At 37.2% G+C, this 15291-nt stretch carries 13 protein-coding genes; 3 read left to right on the forward strand and 10 right to left on the reverse strand.

Translation table 11 applies throughout. From position 1 onward, the window contains the following. Positions 1-49 precede the first annotated feature (49 nt). Together ligD and AC58NB_RS09865 are read right to left on the reverse strand one after the other, a co-directional pair. Positions 50-1255, reverse strand: coding sequence for a non-homologous end-joining DNA ligase (gene ligD / locus AC58NB_RS09860; protein WP_497426653.1), 1206 nt, complete (start codon positions 1253-1255; stop codon positions 50-52). Beyond that, positions 1252-2193, reverse strand: coding sequence for an ATP-dependent DNA ligase (locus AC58NB_RS09865; protein ID WP_497426654.1), 942 nt, complete (start codon positions 2191-2193; stop codon positions 1252-1254). Before AC58NB_RS09865 ends, ligD begins: the two co-directional genes overlap by 4 nt. Positions 2194-2532: 339 nt before the next feature. Here AC58NB_RS09865 and AC58NB_RS09870 point away from each other — a divergent pair, with 339 nt between their 5' ends. Beyond that, positions 2533-2880 carry a short-chain dehydrogenase gene (locus AC58NB_RS09870; RefSeq protein ID WP_497426655.1) on the forward strand — a complete coding sequence of 116 codons (348 nt, stop codon included), beginning with the start codon at positions 2533-2535 and terminating at the stop codon, positions 2878-2880. Positions 2881-3034: 154 nt separating this feature from the next. Here the strand turns inward: AC58NB_RS09870 and AC58NB_RS09875 are convergent, their stop codons facing one another. Next, entirely contained in the window at positions 3035-3823 is a 789-nt protein-coding gene (locus tag AC58NB_RS09875; RefSeq protein WP_497426656.1) for an SDR family oxidoreductase, read from the reverse strand. 216 nt (positions 3824-4039) lie between these two features. Here AC58NB_RS09875 and AC58NB_RS09880 point away from each other — a divergent pair, with 216 nt between their 5' ends. Continuing rightward, the gene (locus AC58NB_RS09880) at positions 4040-5080 is read left to right on the forward strand and encodes an AI-2E family transporter (RefSeq protein WP_497426657.1); all 1041 of its coding nucleotides are present in this window, start codon (positions 4040-4042) and stop codon (positions 5078-5080) included. A 203-nt stretch (positions 5081-5283) separates the two neighbouring features. Here AC58NB_RS09880 and AC58NB_RS09885 read toward each other — a convergent pair whose 3' ends face one another. From AC58NB_RS09885 to AC58NB_RS09905, 5 genes are all read right to left on the reverse strand, one after another. Beyond that, the gene (locus AC58NB_RS09885) at positions 5284-5988 is read right to left on the reverse strand and encodes an ABC transporter ATP-binding protein (protein ID WP_497426658.1); all 705 of its coding nucleotides are present in this window, start codon (positions 5986-5988) and stop codon (positions 5284-5286) included. Beyond that, positions 5985-6797 carry an ABC transporter permease gene (locus AC58NB_RS09890; RefSeq protein WP_497426659.1) on the reverse strand — a complete coding sequence of 271 codons (813 nt, stop codon included), beginning with the start codon at positions 6795-6797 and terminating at the stop codon, positions 5985-5987. The genes AC58NB_RS09885 and AC58NB_RS09890 overlap by 4 nt, the downstream gene beginning before the upstream one ends. A gap of 56 nt (positions 6798-6853) precedes the next feature. Continuing rightward, on the reverse strand, positions 6854-7360 hold the full coding sequence (locus AC58NB_RS09895; protein ID WP_497426660.1) for a nitrous oxide reductase accessory protein NosL: 507 nt from the start codon (positions 7358-7360) through the stop codon (positions 6854-6856). After that, the gene (locus AC58NB_RS09900; protein WP_497426661.1) at positions 7357-8592 is read right to left on the reverse strand and encodes a right-handed parallel beta-helix repeat-containing protein; all 1236 of its coding nucleotides are present in this window, start codon (positions 8590-8592) and stop codon (positions 7357-7359) included. The genes AC58NB_RS09895 and AC58NB_RS09900 overlap by 4 nt, the downstream gene beginning before the upstream one ends. A 334-nt stretch (positions 8593-8926) precedes the next feature. Continuing rightward, positions 8927-10111, reverse strand: a complete 1185-nt coding sequence (locus tag AC58NB_RS09905; RefSeq protein ID WP_497426662.1) for a helix-turn-helix domain-containing protein — start codon at positions 10109-10111, stop codon at positions 8927-8929. A gap of 151 nt (positions 10112-10262) precedes the next feature. On the opposite strand from AC58NB_RS09905, the gene AC58NB_RS09910 reads away from it, so the two are divergent. Then, the gene (locus tag AC58NB_RS09910; protein ID WP_497426663.1) at positions 10263-11531 is read left to right on the forward strand and encodes an MFS transporter; all 1269 of its coding nucleotides are present in this window, start codon (positions 10263-10265) and stop codon (positions 11529-11531) included. Between the two features lie 411 nt (positions 11532-11942). Here AC58NB_RS09910 and cdr read toward each other — a convergent pair whose 3' ends face one another. After that, positions 11943-13592 (reverse strand): CoA-disulfide reductase, encoded by a 1650-nt coding sequence (gene cdr / locus AC58NB_RS09915; RefSeq protein WP_497426664.1) that lies wholly within the window; start codon positions 13590-13592, stop codon positions 11943-11945. Between the two features lie 213 nt (positions 13593-13805). Beyond that, positions 13806-15245, reverse strand: a complete 1440-nt coding sequence (locus tag AC58NB_RS09920; protein WP_497426665.1) for an amino acid permease — start codon at positions 15243-15245, stop codon at positions 13806-13808. Positions 15246-15291: the final 46 nt, after the last annotated feature.

Below are 15291 nucleotides of genomic sequence, written 5' to 3' on the forward strand. Positions count from 1 at the left end.
AATCATTAATATCATGATTTTTACAACAATCTCTGCCAATTCTAGATTTTTAGTTTTGTTCTTCTTTTATAAAGTCTATAATTTTTTTGAGTTGCTTCGATTGATCCATTGTAAAGTAATTCTCAAACGGATTCAGTCCTTTAAAAACGCGATCCTTAACGATATTCATAGAATATTGATCTGTTTTCAATCCTGTCTTTATTTCTTCCCAAAACAATGGCGCTGCAATACAGGGGCATTGTGTCTCCCTAGGTGAATACGGACATATAATCGTCTTGTCTTTATCATGCTGGATATAGTCGATATAAAGCCGGTTTCCTCTATTTTTTTTCAATCGTTCCGTTGTAAAATCATCAGGAAATTGATTAACCAGAAAGTTGGCGATGAATTCAGTGAATAAACGTGTTTCCGGATAGCTGATGGTCCCTTCGATCAATGGAATATGGATTTGAATTCCTTTTCGTCCTGACAATTTCACATAAGCAGTTAATTGAAATTGATCGAGAATTTTCTTCATTTCCAGTGCAGCTTTTATAGCTAACTGTAAATCACCTAATTGAGGCGGATCAAGATCAAAAACAATTTCTGCAGGATTTTGTTTCTCCATTTCATTGAATGGAATATGAAATTCAATTGCTGCCTGGTTTCCGAGCCACAAAAGAGTCTCAATATTATTACACACGGTATAGTTAATTTCATGATTTATGGCTGTTTCCACAAACCCCGGTGCATAATCTGGAGTTGATTTTTGATAAAATCCTTCTGAGCTCACGCCTTCAGGATACCTCTTAACCGTTAAGAACCTATCCTTTAAAAAGGGGAGCATGAAGTCAGATATGGAAAGAAGATAGTCCATATATACCTCTTTTGTTACTGATTGTTCTGTCCAGATCAGTTTTCCTGGATTTGTCATGTTTATATTCTCAAATTGGGATAACACCAATTTAGTCCATGTACAGGTTGTCCACTTCTCGCTCACTGCCAGACTTACATAAACAGGTGATACCAATTTAAATTGTGCGATGGCCTTATAACCAATTTGTACACAAATCCCTGGCGGTACTTGATAGATTCCTGTTTGATGTTTTGTCCCAGTTTGTTGCAAAATGGCTAGGATTGCCTGCCGTTCTTCCTCCGTGAATCCTTCTTTCACTTTCCCCACTTCCAGAATTTCACCCTTATAAAGGACAGCCACCGTACAAACTTTTTTCGCACTATCATATTCAGTTAAAAAGCAAAGTCCTTTATACCTCATAATTCAAGCTCCATTAAGCATTTCTCTGGATCATGTTCAACAAATGACTCCAATAAAGGCTGCCTTAGTGTCATGGATTCGGTCCATTCCAAATACGATACTTTGACTGTATAAATGGGTTGAACCCATTGATACTTCTTAGGTTGGTCTATTTTTGTATTGAAAGGATTTTGGGATTGAGAAGCTTTCTCCATAAATTGTTGAATTACCTTCCATCCCTCTTGTGTATAGCATCCTTTCCCTGCACGGCCGATATAATGAAGTTTTCCTGAAGAGTCGTACAGCCCTAATGCCAATGATTGCAATTCGCTCCCCTTTAACAAATAACCACCTACAACAGCGATGAGGTCTTTATAAAACTTAACCTTTTGCCACCGTCCATCTTTCCCGTTCAAACTATATGGTTTATGCAAATCTTTAGCGACAATCCCTTCCAGATTTTGTTCCATGACAGCTTTATACAATCCTTCTCCATCCCGAAAATTTTCAACAATTTGGACATAATCTGTAGGCATAATAATTGATGACAACAGTCTTTGACGTTCTTCAAGCTCCTCTTCGATGACCCATTTACCGTTCAAGTACAAAATATCAAATATCATGTATAGAATAGGCCTTTCCTTAATTGCATCCAAAATAATAGGGGAACGGTTCATTCTGTCTCGCTTCATAACTTCATGAAATGAAGGTTTTCCGTTATGTAGAGCAATGATTTCTCCATCCAGAATCACTGAGGATGCAGAACAATAGGTATCCAAATCCGTCAGCTCAGGATACTGTTTTGTTCTATTATTCAAATTACGATTAACCAGTTCTACTTTATCATCCACTTTATAGACCAACATTCGTACGCCATCCCACTTAACTTGGAATATCCATTCATCACCCCTGGGTATCACTTCAGCAGAAATCGGCTCAAAGGGTTTTACTGGATTCATATCTATCTCCTTCCATCTAATTAAATGAATTTCATTCGATAGTAAAGTATGAAGAAAATCAAATAGATTGTGTTTGAGTGTAACCATGGATAATGCCTCTGGCACTATTCTCACTAAGAAATCATAACAATATACCTGTTTCTATTTTTTCTTTTGTAAATATGGTTAAATTTTCTTGAAAAGAGTATTTTTATCAAATAGTATGAGGAGGAAGATGTTTGAAATACAACTATTTAAACCTTATATGATAATAAAAATAAAGATAGCCTCAGCAAATAGTAGAAATCGCATCATTCTTATGCCAATTATGCTATTTGATTTAGTGAAAGGAACACGATTATGGCTTGCGTACACCAATTTGGAATTCTAGATTATTTTGATGACCAAAAAAAATACAATGATTACACCCCGCACACCTACAATTGCATTTCTGTAAATGACGATATAATCAATCGTCTAAGTAAAGATCTATCAACCATGAAAACATATTTTCATTCCTTCAATCGCCCTGAATTGGGATTAGCTTACTATGGAATAACCATTATTCCACCTGAATCTTTAGTCTTATTTTATGATGCTGTTGTATCCTCTCGTGATTTCAAAAGTTCCAATGAACTAAGTAGACTGGCTTCAAAAATTATGAAAGCCACGGAAGAAAAGAAATATATGATTCATTACGGAGTTTAAATTAGCTTTGTTCATCCTTAAATAAGAGGGAATTATTTTTGCTCACAATAAAAAGGACAGCCATGACTTGGCTGCCCTACTATTTAAATTAATTCATTACTACCTCTTTTAACCATCTTCACTGTTACATAAAATAAGGGTTACTCCTGTCTCTTTACAATAACGATTCTGTACCGTCTACGTATATTTCAGTGCCGGATATATGGCTTGATTCATCTGAAGCAAGGAAGTATACCAAGTTGGCTACCTGTTCCGCTGATCCAGGTCCATCTGCCAACGGCTGCATTCCTTCTGGATATTCGATTGGTATTTCGATTTCTTTTAAACTTTCAGATTTAGTCGTGCTGTTATCGATATTCGTTTCAATTGCACCTGGACAAATTGCGTTAACACGTATCTTATATCTCGCCAACTCAAGTGCTGCCATTTTCATAAACCCAATTTGACCTGCTTTTGATGTACTATAGGCTGCCATTCCAAAGCCCGAATACCTTCTGTTTCCATTAATGGAGCTAGTGATAATAATACTTCCTCCATCTGTTTTCATATGCGGAATACAGTATTTAACAAACAGGAATGTGCTTCTGAGATTTGTTTCTATTACTTCATCCCAATCCGCAACATCAAATTCCTCAATCGAAGACCATGTCCCATTTATTCCAGCATTACTGAACAGAATATCAAGCCTTTCCCACTTATTCATAACTTGAGAGATACCTTCACGAATTTGGGCTTCATCACGAATATCTACCTGATAAACACAGGCTTCTCCTCCAACATTCGTAATTTCTTCTTTTACTTTTTCTGCATTTTCGACATTTATATCCATAATACATACACGAATATTATTTTCAGCAAATTTCTTAGCTGCGGATGCTCCTATTCCAGAACCACCACCAGTGACGATTGCGACTTTTTTCTTTAATTTTTCTGACAAAGTCATACGTTTCACATCTCCCATGTTTCATTTCTACTTATTTATCCATTTAGCGTAAGAATGAAACGTACCATTTCTTAAGTTTAGATGTATATGTAGAGGGATACTTCTTAATATTGACTAATTTTTTTAAATTTTTTCCCAAATACTCTTATAAACGTTATATCTAACAGATATAATGAACGTATCAAGCATGCTACCGAAAGGAGAAACAACAGGTTTATGTTCTCACTCAACCAATTTATAAAAAGCAGAGGGTTCATTCGTTTTCTCACCATCTTATTTTTGATAGGTGTCTTCTATGCACTTAGAGATATGATGAACTTAATTCTGTTCACCTTTATTTTTATTTTCTTAATGGGCGGTCTGGAAAGAATCATATCCTCTACCATTACCAAATTCAGTCCAATTCGGGTCAAACCTCAAATCATCATCATCCTGCTATACACAATTATGATTTCCGCTTTGGTTATGATCGTCTATAAATACATACCTATCATTACAATGCAAATTACCGAACTTGTAAAAGTAATTATTGATTTTTATAAGCACCCGCCGGATAATACAGCCATTGATATTGTGATCAGCGCTATGCAACAATTTATATCACCTTCTGAGATTGAGGCAAATGTGGGGGCCATATACAGTTATGTAGCGGATATTGGTAAATTGAGCCTTCAGCTATTTTTGGCCCTGTTGTTGAGTTTATTTTTCCTCTTGGAAAAAGATAAAATCAAACGATTTACCCGTTCCTTTAAAAGTAGTAAATTGGGCTTGATTTTCACTGAATTGGAGTATCTCGGTACTACCTTTGTGAACTCATTTGGTAAAGTCATCGAAGTTCAATTTTTAATTGCTTTTGTAAATGCCGGTTTATCAACTATTATTCTCTATTTCTTAGGTTTTCCACAGCTACTGGGACTTGCCATCATGATCTTTTTATTGGGGCTCATTCCTGTAGCCGGGGTCATTATTTCTTTGATTCCCTTATGTACGATTGCCTATAATATAGGCGGAGGTATGCATGTATTATATGTTGTGGTCTTAATAGCAGCGATTCATGGATTGGAAAGCTATGTTTTAAATCCGAAATTTATGTCTGCCAAGACTCATTTACCTACCTTCTTTACATTCCTGGTACTGGTATTCGGAGAACATTTCTTAGGCATATGGGGGCTGGTTCTTGGGATTCCTATTTTCATCTTTGTATTAAAAATGCTTGAAGTCCCAGAAACTGAAGTAGAGGAAACAAAAGAGATTTAGCCAGAAATCCTCATTCAACTATCTTATAAAATAGGCATGAGCTGGATGCAATATACACAGCCTCATGCCTTTTATATTGTTTTCATTTTATATCATTCATTGTGCCTTAAAGAAAAAAGGTAGGTTAGCTTCCTGTAATCTTTAGACACCATCCAACCTTTAGTAGAGTAAATGATCCGATCTTCAGCGTAAATTCCACACAATTAAACCCTTTGTCTGTATAACGTCAATAATTCTTTTGTAAACCCATCTATATTAGAAAAATCGTTTTCCAACGTTTTAGCAAGCTGTCCATTTTCTATAAATAAAACCTGGTCGGCAATCTCTGCCGCAACGTCCATCATATGGGTGGAAAATACCGTAATTGTGCCTGCCTCTTTAAGCGTTTTGATGATAGCGATAAATTCGTTAATCCAAAAGGGATCAAGCCCATTGGTTGGTTCGTCCATGATTAGCAGTTTTGGTTCATCCAAAATAGACTGTCCCAATAATAACCTTTGCCGCATTCCTTTTGATAAATTTTTGACAAGTTCTTTTCGTTTCTCGTATAACCCTAAATTTTCGATCACATCTCTCACTCGATCCTCAGATACCTCGCGAATAGCAGCATAAAAAGACATGAACTCTTCTACATTCATTTCTCCCTGAGCATAGAACTCATCAGGCATATATCCAATCTGTGATACATACTCTTTATTTTGCTTAACCATATGAATCTCATTAAGGATAACTTCTCCTGAAGATGGTGTAGAAATACTGGCCAATATATTCAAGATCGTACTTTTTCCTGCTCCATTCCCTCCACATAATGCAATACATTGGCCTTCCTGTACAGATAAAGAAAAAGGGTGCAGCGCTGTTTTCAATTTATACTGTTTTGAGATATCAATCACATTCAACTTTTTCATTGTGCTCTTCTCCTTTTCAAGAACCAAATAGAAAGGAAGCCTAGAGCGGCTATATACACAAATGCATACAGAAACAACACTCCCCATACGATGCCTTCGTTAAATAACGGGACCAGTCCATCATAAACTTGACCAAAAATTGAACCGCCATCCAACCTGATTACCAGGAAAAAGCGCAGAAACTCTGCCGGATTAACCATCATCGCGATCTTCATGATGGGACCAATCATCGTATAAGGTAATGCTCCTAAAATTGCGATTAAGGCAGTCGGCCAAATCATGATAAGGAAAAACCAAAGGGCAACGGATATAGTTAGTGCCTGCCATCTCGTGCTCACAAGTGACCCTATGAAAAGACCCAGAGTCAGGAAAAATAAGATTAACAGGATGCTGAATAAATAAAGAACAAGCATCCACGTTAAGGAAATATCAATACCGGTTACTAAACCAATGATCATGCTTAGCCAGTACGCCAGCGAAAAACACACTGCCTGAGCGGTAAATTGTCCGCCAAGTTTCCCAAAAAAATAAGATACAAGGTCTAATGGATACGTACATAATAGTCTCCACTGTCCATTTTCCATTTCGTTGGCCACTGAAAAAGATCCAAAAATCAACATAAATAGTGGCAATATATATAACATAATATTAACAACGGTCCCCGTAATATTTGTATATCCAGAGATTGCTCCATTTGTGCGCTCTAGAGCCAACAATAGAGAAATGACAACAATCCAGAGAATAGCAATGGAATAATAGGAACGACCGCGTGCAGTCATTCTCCATTCAGAGCTCCATATGTTCCACATGTTCCTTCCCTCCCATATCTACATAAAAGGCAACCATGCTGGCTGCCTGTTTTACTTTACATTTCACTATGTTCATGACTATCTGTATCTTCATGTTCCATCTCTTTATGCTGTTTCCAATCATGTTTTTGCAAGTCTTCGTAGGATAATAATTTTCCTCCTGACTCAGTGGCAAACTCTTCAGCACTTGATTGATCTTCAAAAGAAACGACATGGTAAGACATTGGAGTTTTGATATCATCGCCATAGACGAAATAAGATTCTTCCATATCTATCCATTCTTTAGAATGATAGTCTCGTACAAAGGTCTTATTAATTTCCTGATCTTCATTTTCATCTGTCCAGTTATACATGCAGCCAATATCATCAAACACCATTGTTTTTCCACTAGTCAGGATTATTTCTGTTGCATGTTGATTATCCGCTACAGACATATTACAATTCGCACAAGTATCATTTTTTGGATCAATCGCTACAGGTTCAGCTTCATCTTTACTGCATGCAGACATTAGCATGATCGCCCCTATACCAACTAAAGCTGTTTTCCATATTGATTTTTTCATCCTTTTTTCCTCCCTTTTATGAATAGAATTAAACTGCAAATAAATAATAATCCGCTGACAAGCCAAACGGCTAGACCAGCATGATTAGTTTGTTTATTAGATTGGATGGGTTCCATTAAAGGAGCCGAATCCGTTAATAACCCTTCATCCGTGCTTTTCAGCATTTTTTGCAAAATCGTCATCCCTGGAGCCTGAAAAAAGAGTTGGTATTCAGGAACTTCCTCTGTTAAAGCCAAAAAATAGGGATCGGCCCGGTAAATTAGCTCGCTTATTCCATCACTATCAGAATCTATCCTTGAGGAAGCATCCCAGTAGTTCCCATCCACTTGATTCCCCTCACTATTGATGGCTTGAGCGTCATTTACATTTCCAAGAAAATTATTGTGATTGACTCGATTATCTTCTGACTCTTTAAACTGAACACCGACAAAGTTCGATTGCAGTTTGTTTTCTTTGACAGAATTGGAACTTGATTTTTCAATAAATATCCCTATGCGATTATTATGGATCTCATTGTCTGCAACCTCTACATTCCTTGAGTCATACAGTAGTAGTCCTTGGGAATTTACATTCTCATTGTTTTGGGAGAATATATTCTTTCGTACAATCGCTTTTTCCGCTCCCATAATCATAGCCCCAGTAAAATTATCAACAGATTCATTTTCTTCGAGTAAACAAGAATTGGAATACATTAAATGCACCCCATAATGGGCATCACGAATGTCATTTTGTTCAAATATATTATGATGACTGTATTCTACATAAAATCCATCTTGAACACTTCGAATTGAATTCCTACTGAACACATTGTGACTAGATTCCCATAAATGAATAGCATGACCTTCAGAAGTCCCCGTAAATGAACTATCTTCCACAATTACATGATTGGCTTTATCCAGTTTAATACCAACTCCAGCAGATTTTATCGTTAATCCGTTAAGATTATGGTCATCCCCCGAAAGAACCATTGCAGCCTCATCTTTCGGCATGTTGGCGGCGTTAATTTCAACATTTTCCATCTCAACCTTTTGACCTGTAATCGTTATAAAGGATTGATCACCCGTAAAAGTTAAAACCGTATCTTTTGTACCTTTAATCGTAATTGGTTTCGTAATGGTAATTGGCTCTTCATAGGTACCACTTTTAACCATTAACGTTCCCCCAGCGGGTGTTTGGTCGATTTGCTGTTGAAGAGTAGCAGAGTCTGCCAAAATACTCGGATTATAAGTCATCCATAACATTATGTGTAATACAAAAACACGTAAACCCTTCCTCATAAGATCACCCTTTTATCAATCACCATGTATTCACCCCCGTAAAGTTGATGGATGATAATATGGATTTTATTTATATAATTATTTTACTCGAATAATAATTCTGAATTCCAGTAAAAAGGTATATCTGACACAAGAGGTATTTTTATTAAAAAATCAAATATTCCATGATATTAGTATTTACAGAAGAAGATTGTACCGTAGAAATTATTTCTTCAAAAATAACTGGATATAAATTACAATAAGAAGAAATGATTTGCTACGGTTGTTCCATACATATAAATCCTTTTTCTTAAAGCAATTCACCTTTAACCTCAACGGCTAATTTATAATAGACAGATTTCGGCATACTCTTTAATAAATTACATGTTTTATTAATTTGTTCCAAAGCTTCATCCTTATCTCCCTGTTGATTCAAACAAAGAGCTATATATATTCCAGCAGAGTGCACCATCCCTACATCAATAGGATGAATTAACATATTAGATAATTGGCATTTACGTAAACTTTCCAAAGCTTGATCTACTTTACCTAGGCCAAATAGGGCTTTTCCATGTTCCAGATAAAAGAGTTCTTCTATTTTATCTGGCATCCCTGCATATTCTTCTAGATAGGTTAAAGCGGTTGAATAGTCCTTTGTTAATTCATTATGATAAACCGCATATAAAATTGGGAACATCATCAGTGCTATCCTGTTTTCCGAAAAAATCGCATATTGCTCAGACTTTCTTATTAATCTAAGAAACTCCTGATCATCCTTCATCACAAGAGGATAATTGGAAGCAATCCTGTATATATCATCCATTCGATAATAGACATTCGTTTCATTTGATAGTTGAATAGCTTCCTGCATTTTCAAATGGGCTTTTTCATATTCTTCCAAAGCCAATAAGTCGATCCCTTCATCCAGCAAAAGCTTTAATTGAAAAACAATATTTTCTTCAAGACCATTACCAGTGTAGTTCTTTCTGATTTCATCCAGGCAGGATAAAGATTCATTCCATTTTCCAAACCATAAGCAATATTGATGATAGAGCCATAATGTTTCAGCACTGTCTAAGAATAAAGAGTTCTTCTGAAAATAGGCAGCTGCCAGTTCAATATATGTATTCATATTAGGTTTATCTAATTGAAAGCCCGCTTCCGCATACAGACTGTATAATTTAGCTTCAATGACGCCCTGGGGCATATTGTCTGAAACTATCTTAGATAATTTATCGTAAATAGCGGAATATTTTTTTTGATTACGCTCATCTTTGATTTCTTTGAGTAACGGTAAATAATTTTCTTTTTCAGTTAGAAGATCACCCGGTTCACAACCAAGTTGTTCAGCTATATAAGCAAGTACGCTCATCGAAGGGGTAGCTTTACCATTTTCAATTTGGCTTAACATCCCTTTTGTCAATCGATCTCCAGCCAATTCAGATTGAGTCAGTCCCATTGATTTCCGTAAAGTTCGTATTTTATCGCCAAGCATGATACTCCCTCCCTATGGAAAGTATACGGTAATGTATTCCAATCCACAAATAAAAGTTTAATTATTTTAAACTTTCTGTTGACTTACCAAAATTTGTATTTATATAATAAGTTTAATAATATTAAACTTTGAAATTAAAGGAGAAAAGCCCATGAATGCAGGTTATACGGAAGCAGAGCAAGATCGTTTAAGCGCAAGGAATATTTTATTATTTGTCACAGGAAAATTCATCTCGTTGTTTGGTTCAAGTATCTATTCGTTTGCCATTGGATTATATATTTTGAAAATCACCGGTTCAGGTACGAGCTTTGCGCTTGCTCTTGTATTTGCCTCTGTCCCCCGGATTATCTTCGGACCAATCGCCGGTACACTGGCAGATCGCTATAATCGAAAAATGATCATCATCTCATCTGAAATATTAAGTGGATTACTCATGTTTTTCATGATTGGCTACTCTCAATTTTTTGGATTTCCTCTTGCATTACTATATACATCAGAGGTTCTGCTCGGGATTTTTTCTACTTTCTTTTCTGTGACTGCATCTTCTACGATTCCCTCAATGGCTGGGAATAAATCTATACAAAAGGCAGGATCTTTAAATCAATCAGCATCCTCCCTTGCCGGAATTTTGGGGCCAATTATAGCTGGTATTTTATATGGCTTCTTAGCAATTGAAGAAATCATACTATTAACTGGAATCACTTTTTCACTGGCTGGTGTCATTGAATTATTCATTATTTTTAACCTTTATACGGAGAAGGCGGAGAAACAAGAAAAGACGCCATTCATGCAAAGTTTGACTGAAGGTTTCTCGTATTTAAAAGAAAATGTATTTCTATTCTCCCTGCTAAAAGTATCTCTTTGGATTAACTTCTTCTTTGCGGGTATAAATGTTGCCATCCCCTACATCCTGAACACTTCACTGGAATTTTCTTCACAATCATATGGAATTGCTGCTTCGATGGTTTCCGTTGGTGCCCTTATCACTTCATTAATTATTTCACAACGCCCGGAAATGAAAAATAAATTAAAGAAAATCCGCCTTGGCTTAATTGGGTTGGCTGTACTAGTCATGATGATTGGCTTGCCACCTATGCTCCATTTGACTTCACAGATTGTCAATGTCAGTTACTATATCATCGTCCTTGGGGTGATTGGTTCTATCGTCATGATCGTAAATATCCCGATTCATGTATTAATCCAGCGCACAACCCCGAGTCATTATCTTGGACGGATATTTGGATTGGTCGAAACCATTGCATCTGCTATCTCTCCACTCGGGATGATCCTGTTCGGCGTTTTGCTCGACTATATCCCATCTTATGTGATCCCGCTCATTACCGGATTTTCATTACTCTTAATCAGCATGATTGCTATGTCAAAAGTAAAAGAACCAAAGGAAGTCGAATTAGCAAGTTAATAAAGGAAAAGCAAACGACCCAGCTGGATTGTTGTCCAGCTGGGTTATTTTTATGTGATTTATGATTTAATACTGAACATAAGGTTTCCTTATCCATTTTCAGGGTGTATTTAAATCATTCCTCCCTGATTCAGTTGAGCCCACCCTTAATGTTACAGATTTGAATGTTGATATAGCTTGAATCCAGCCAAATTCAGACATAATCCGGCCGATTCTTTTGCGAATCCAGCCAAACTTAGCTTTTATTCAGCCAATATCTCATCTAATCCGGCCAATCTAAGCCATATTCCAGCCGATCTCTTAAATGACTCTCCCTCCCTTTTTAGCCAAAGCTGTCTCGCTGCCAAAATAAAAAGGCTCCTTCACGCTGCATATCACTAGCATGAAGAAGCCTCAAACTCTTACTTTGTATTAATTTTTCTCAGGAAATGCCTTGGAATATAAATTATATCCACCATCAAGATTCTGAACTTTAATACCATTTCCTTCAAGTATTCTGGTAGCTAAATAGCCTCTCATTCCTACTTGGCAGGTAAGATACAAATCTTTATCAGTCGGAATCTCTGATAAGCGTTCTCTTAGTTCATCTACAGGTATATTAATCGAACCGGCAATTGCTCCTTTAGCAACCTCCTGTGGCGAACGAACATCAATTAAGTAGCCGCCGTTTTCCACAATGTCATCAATTTCATGCCATTGTACGGTGCTGGCCATTCCTTCTATAATATTTGTAGCTGCATATCCAGCCATATTTACCGGATCTTTTGCCGAGGAATATGGTGGAGCATACGCAATCTCGATATCAGGAAGATCCAACGCTGTTAATCCACCTTTTATAGCTGTGGCGATGACATCAATACGTTTATCCACACCGTCTTTCCCAACAGCCTGTGCTCCATATATTTTCCCTGTTTCCTTATCAAAAATAAGTTTTAAGTGCAGTTGGGAAGCACCTGGATAATAACCTGCATGGCTGCTTGGTGCTACATGGACAACTTCATAAGGAATACCTAAGCGTTTCAAAGTCTTTTCATTGTTTCCAGTCGAAGCGACTGTTAAATCAAACACTTTTGCAATGGAAGTACCTAGAGTCCCACTATATATACTTTCTTTCCCATGAATATGATCAGCTACTAAACGACCTTGACGATTCGCTGGCCAAGCTAGCGGTACATAGGTATCCGTACCGTTAATGTAATCTTTAACTTCAATTACATCACCAACCGCATAAATAGAAGGATCGGAGGTTTGCAAATGCTCATTGACTTTTATTGCATCACGGATTCCCAGTTCAAGACCGGCTTCTTTGGCAATGGTGCTTTCCGGTTGAACGCCAATCGCTAAAAGAATCATATCCGTCTCTACTTCCCTGCCACTTTTCAATCGGATGACACGGCCATTCTTCTCAATAGCTGAAACGCCATCTTCTAGGACTAGACGAACTCCCCTATCTTTCAAATGGGTATGGACAATCTGAGCCATTTCCAGGTCAATCGGTGCCATCACCTGATTGCCCATTTCAATGACCGTTACATCAATGCCGCGCTCCCGTAAATTTTCAGCCATTTCAAGTCCAATAAACCCGCCTCCAATGACGACTGCCTTCTCAGGTTTTTCTTGATCGACTTTTTCTTTAATACGGTCCGTATCAGGTACATTCCGCAATGTATAAATAGATTTTGCTTCCTCAATGCCCGGAATAGCTGGCCAAACAGGTTTAGATCCCGGTGATAGAATCAACACATCATAGGATTCTTCATATTCTTCTCCTGTCATTGCTTTTCTGGCTGTGACAGTCTTCTTCTCACGATCTATCTTAATAATTTCGGTCCAATTACGGATGTCTAAATGATAACGTTGGCCCATTCCCTCAACGGTTTGAACCAGCAATTTATTACGATTTTGGATTACATCCCCTATATAGTAGGGAAGGCCACAATTGGCAAATGATATATATTCACCTTTTTCAAACATGATGATTTCATCTTTTTCACTGAGACGACGAAGTCTTGCTGCTGCTGATGCTCCACCTGCAACACCGCCTACAATTAAAATTTTCATCTTTAACGCCCCCATCACTATTATTATTTCAATCGTAATATACCCATATGGGTATGTCAATTTTTCCATTTCCCACAGGACAGAATTTCTTTATTTCCTTTATTCAATAGAGAACGTATCCGGTTGACAGACTTATTCCAGAAGAATCGTACAAAAAAAGCAAATCCAATTCAATTCTTAATGAAAAAGAAATTGGACTTGCTCAGTATACTTTTAAAATGCTTTTTTCAAGTAATATTCTTCATGTTTTTTAACTTCCTCCTGATTTTTAGGAAGGAATCGATAGAATAGGATTCCACTTGCTAAAAGGATAACCCCGAATATAAATGTTTTTAAATCAGCGGTTCCTTTAATGATAACCCAAATGGAGTAGGCGGTTGCCAATACGGCTATTGCCCCATCTATGATTCGGGAACGCATTTCACTAGGTTGATACGTTTCACCAGTCCAAACTAATTTCATTTGGAAGGTGGACGAGATTAAATAAGGCACTAAATAGGAAAGCGTCGCTATATAAATAATGAAGTCAAACGCATGGGCAATTGAATTTGAAATGGTTGAAAAGATGAATAACTGACCCAAACCATTTGAAACCAGCATAGAAAAAACAGGAATATTATGCTTATTAATCTGCATGAATTTTGGTATAAATAATCCTTGTTTGGCTGCCTGGTATGGTATTTCAGCACTTAATAAAATCCAACCGATTGTGGAACCAAATAAACTGATTAATCCAATCACCGCTAAAGCTTTCCCGCCGATCGGCCCTAATACCGTTTCGATTGCATCGATTAAAGGTTTTTCTGACTGAAGAAGCGCATCCTGTGTTAATAATCCCATAACAAGCGTACTGATTCCCATGTAAATGGCCAACGCAATCAATAGACCTAATATAGTCGCTCTCTTTACATCCGCTTTTTTCTTAGCCCTTGATGCGAATACAACTGCAGATTCTACACCGACAAACGCCCATAAGGTAGAAACAGCCGCAAAATTCACCTGACTGAGCAATCCTCTACTTTCCCCATCTATCATACGGGTCTCTGCAAACGGTAAAATATTCGATTGCTCGAAAGCGAATAGCCCAATGATAATAAATAATCCAAAGCCCACCACTTTGGCAGCAGTCGCAACAAAGTTTAGCTTACCTGCATTCTCCATGCCCTGCATGATAAAGAAGTGAACGCCCCAAAGCATGAGGGTACATACCAGGAATGTTAGAGCATTACCCACTTTCAGAGTAAAATTCCCTATAGTAAACAGTTCAGCTGTACTTGTTAGGCTTGGGAAAAAGGTGGATAAATAGCCAGCAAACGTAGTAATAATCGCGATATTACCAGCAAAATTTCCAATCCAATACCCCCATGTGGACATAAAGCCTGATAATCTTGAAGCTAATGAATTTTCCTTAAATAATTCCTTCGCATAGATTTGCGGACCACCTGTTAAATGTGGTTTACGAATAGCCAGATTTCCAAATACTAAGGCAATCGTCAGTACACCTAAACCTGTTAATCCCCATGCCATGATGACTCCGGCAGGACTAGCTACTTCTGCTAATGTTCTTGGCAACATAAAGATACCGGATCCCACCATATTGCCGACCACAAATGCCGTTAAAACCCATAAACCTAGTTCCTTCTTGTTTTCCACGATAATTCCCCTTCCAAAGCTATCCTATACTCTCTCTTTGAATTAT

It is taken from the genome of Pradoshia sp. TA40_28 (assembly GCF_059694525.1).

Excerpts from the sequence above, each read along its gene's own strand:
- AC58NB_RS09895 (WP_497426660.1), bottom strand. The coding sequence starts at position 7,360 with ATGAAAAAATCAATATGGAAAACAGCTTTAGTTGGTATAGGGGCGATC.
- ligD (WP_497426653.1), bottom strand. The coding sequence starts at position 1,255 with ATGAGGTATAAAGGACTTTGCTTTTTAACTGAATATGATAGTGCGAAA.
- AC58NB_RS09870 (WP_497426655.1), top strand. The coding sequence starts at position 2,533 with ATGGCTTGCGTACACCAATTTGGAATTCTAGATTATTTTGATGACCAA.
- AC58NB_RS09880 (WP_497426657.1), top strand. The coding sequence starts at position 4,040 with ATGTTCTCACTCAACCAATTTATAAAAAGCAGAGGGTTCATTCGTTTT.
- AC58NB_RS09865 (WP_497426654.1), bottom strand. The coding sequence starts at position 2,193 with ATGAATCCAGTAAAACCCTTTGAGCCGATTTCTGCTGAAGTGATACCC.
- AC58NB_RS09890 (WP_497426659.1), bottom strand. The coding sequence starts at position 6,797 with ATGTGGAACATATGGAGCTCTGAATGGAGAATGACTGCACGCGGTCGT.
- AC58NB_RS09875 (WP_497426656.1), bottom strand. The coding sequence starts at position 3,823 with ATGACTTTGTCAGAAAAATTAAAGAAAAAAGTCGCAATCGTCACTGGT.
- AC58NB_RS09885 (WP_497426658.1), bottom strand. The coding sequence starts at position 5,988 with ATGAAAAAGTTGAATGTGATTGATATCTCAAAACAGTATAAATTGAAA.
- cdr (WP_497426664.1), bottom strand. The coding sequence starts at position 13,592 with ATGAAAATTTTAATTGTAGGCGGTGTTGCAGGTGGAGCATCAGCAGCA.
- AC58NB_RS09900 (WP_497426661.1), bottom strand. The coding sequence starts at position 8,592 with ATGACTTATAATCCGAGTATTTTGGCAGACTCTGCTACTCTTCAACAG.
- AC58NB_RS09910 (WP_497426663.1), top strand. The coding sequence starts at position 10,263 with ATGAATGCAGGTTATACGGAAGCAGAGCAAGATCGTTTAAGCGCAAGG.
- AC58NB_RS09905 (WP_497426662.1), bottom strand. The coding sequence starts at position 10,111 with ATGCTTGGCGATAAAATACGAACTTTACGGAAATCAATGGGACTGACT.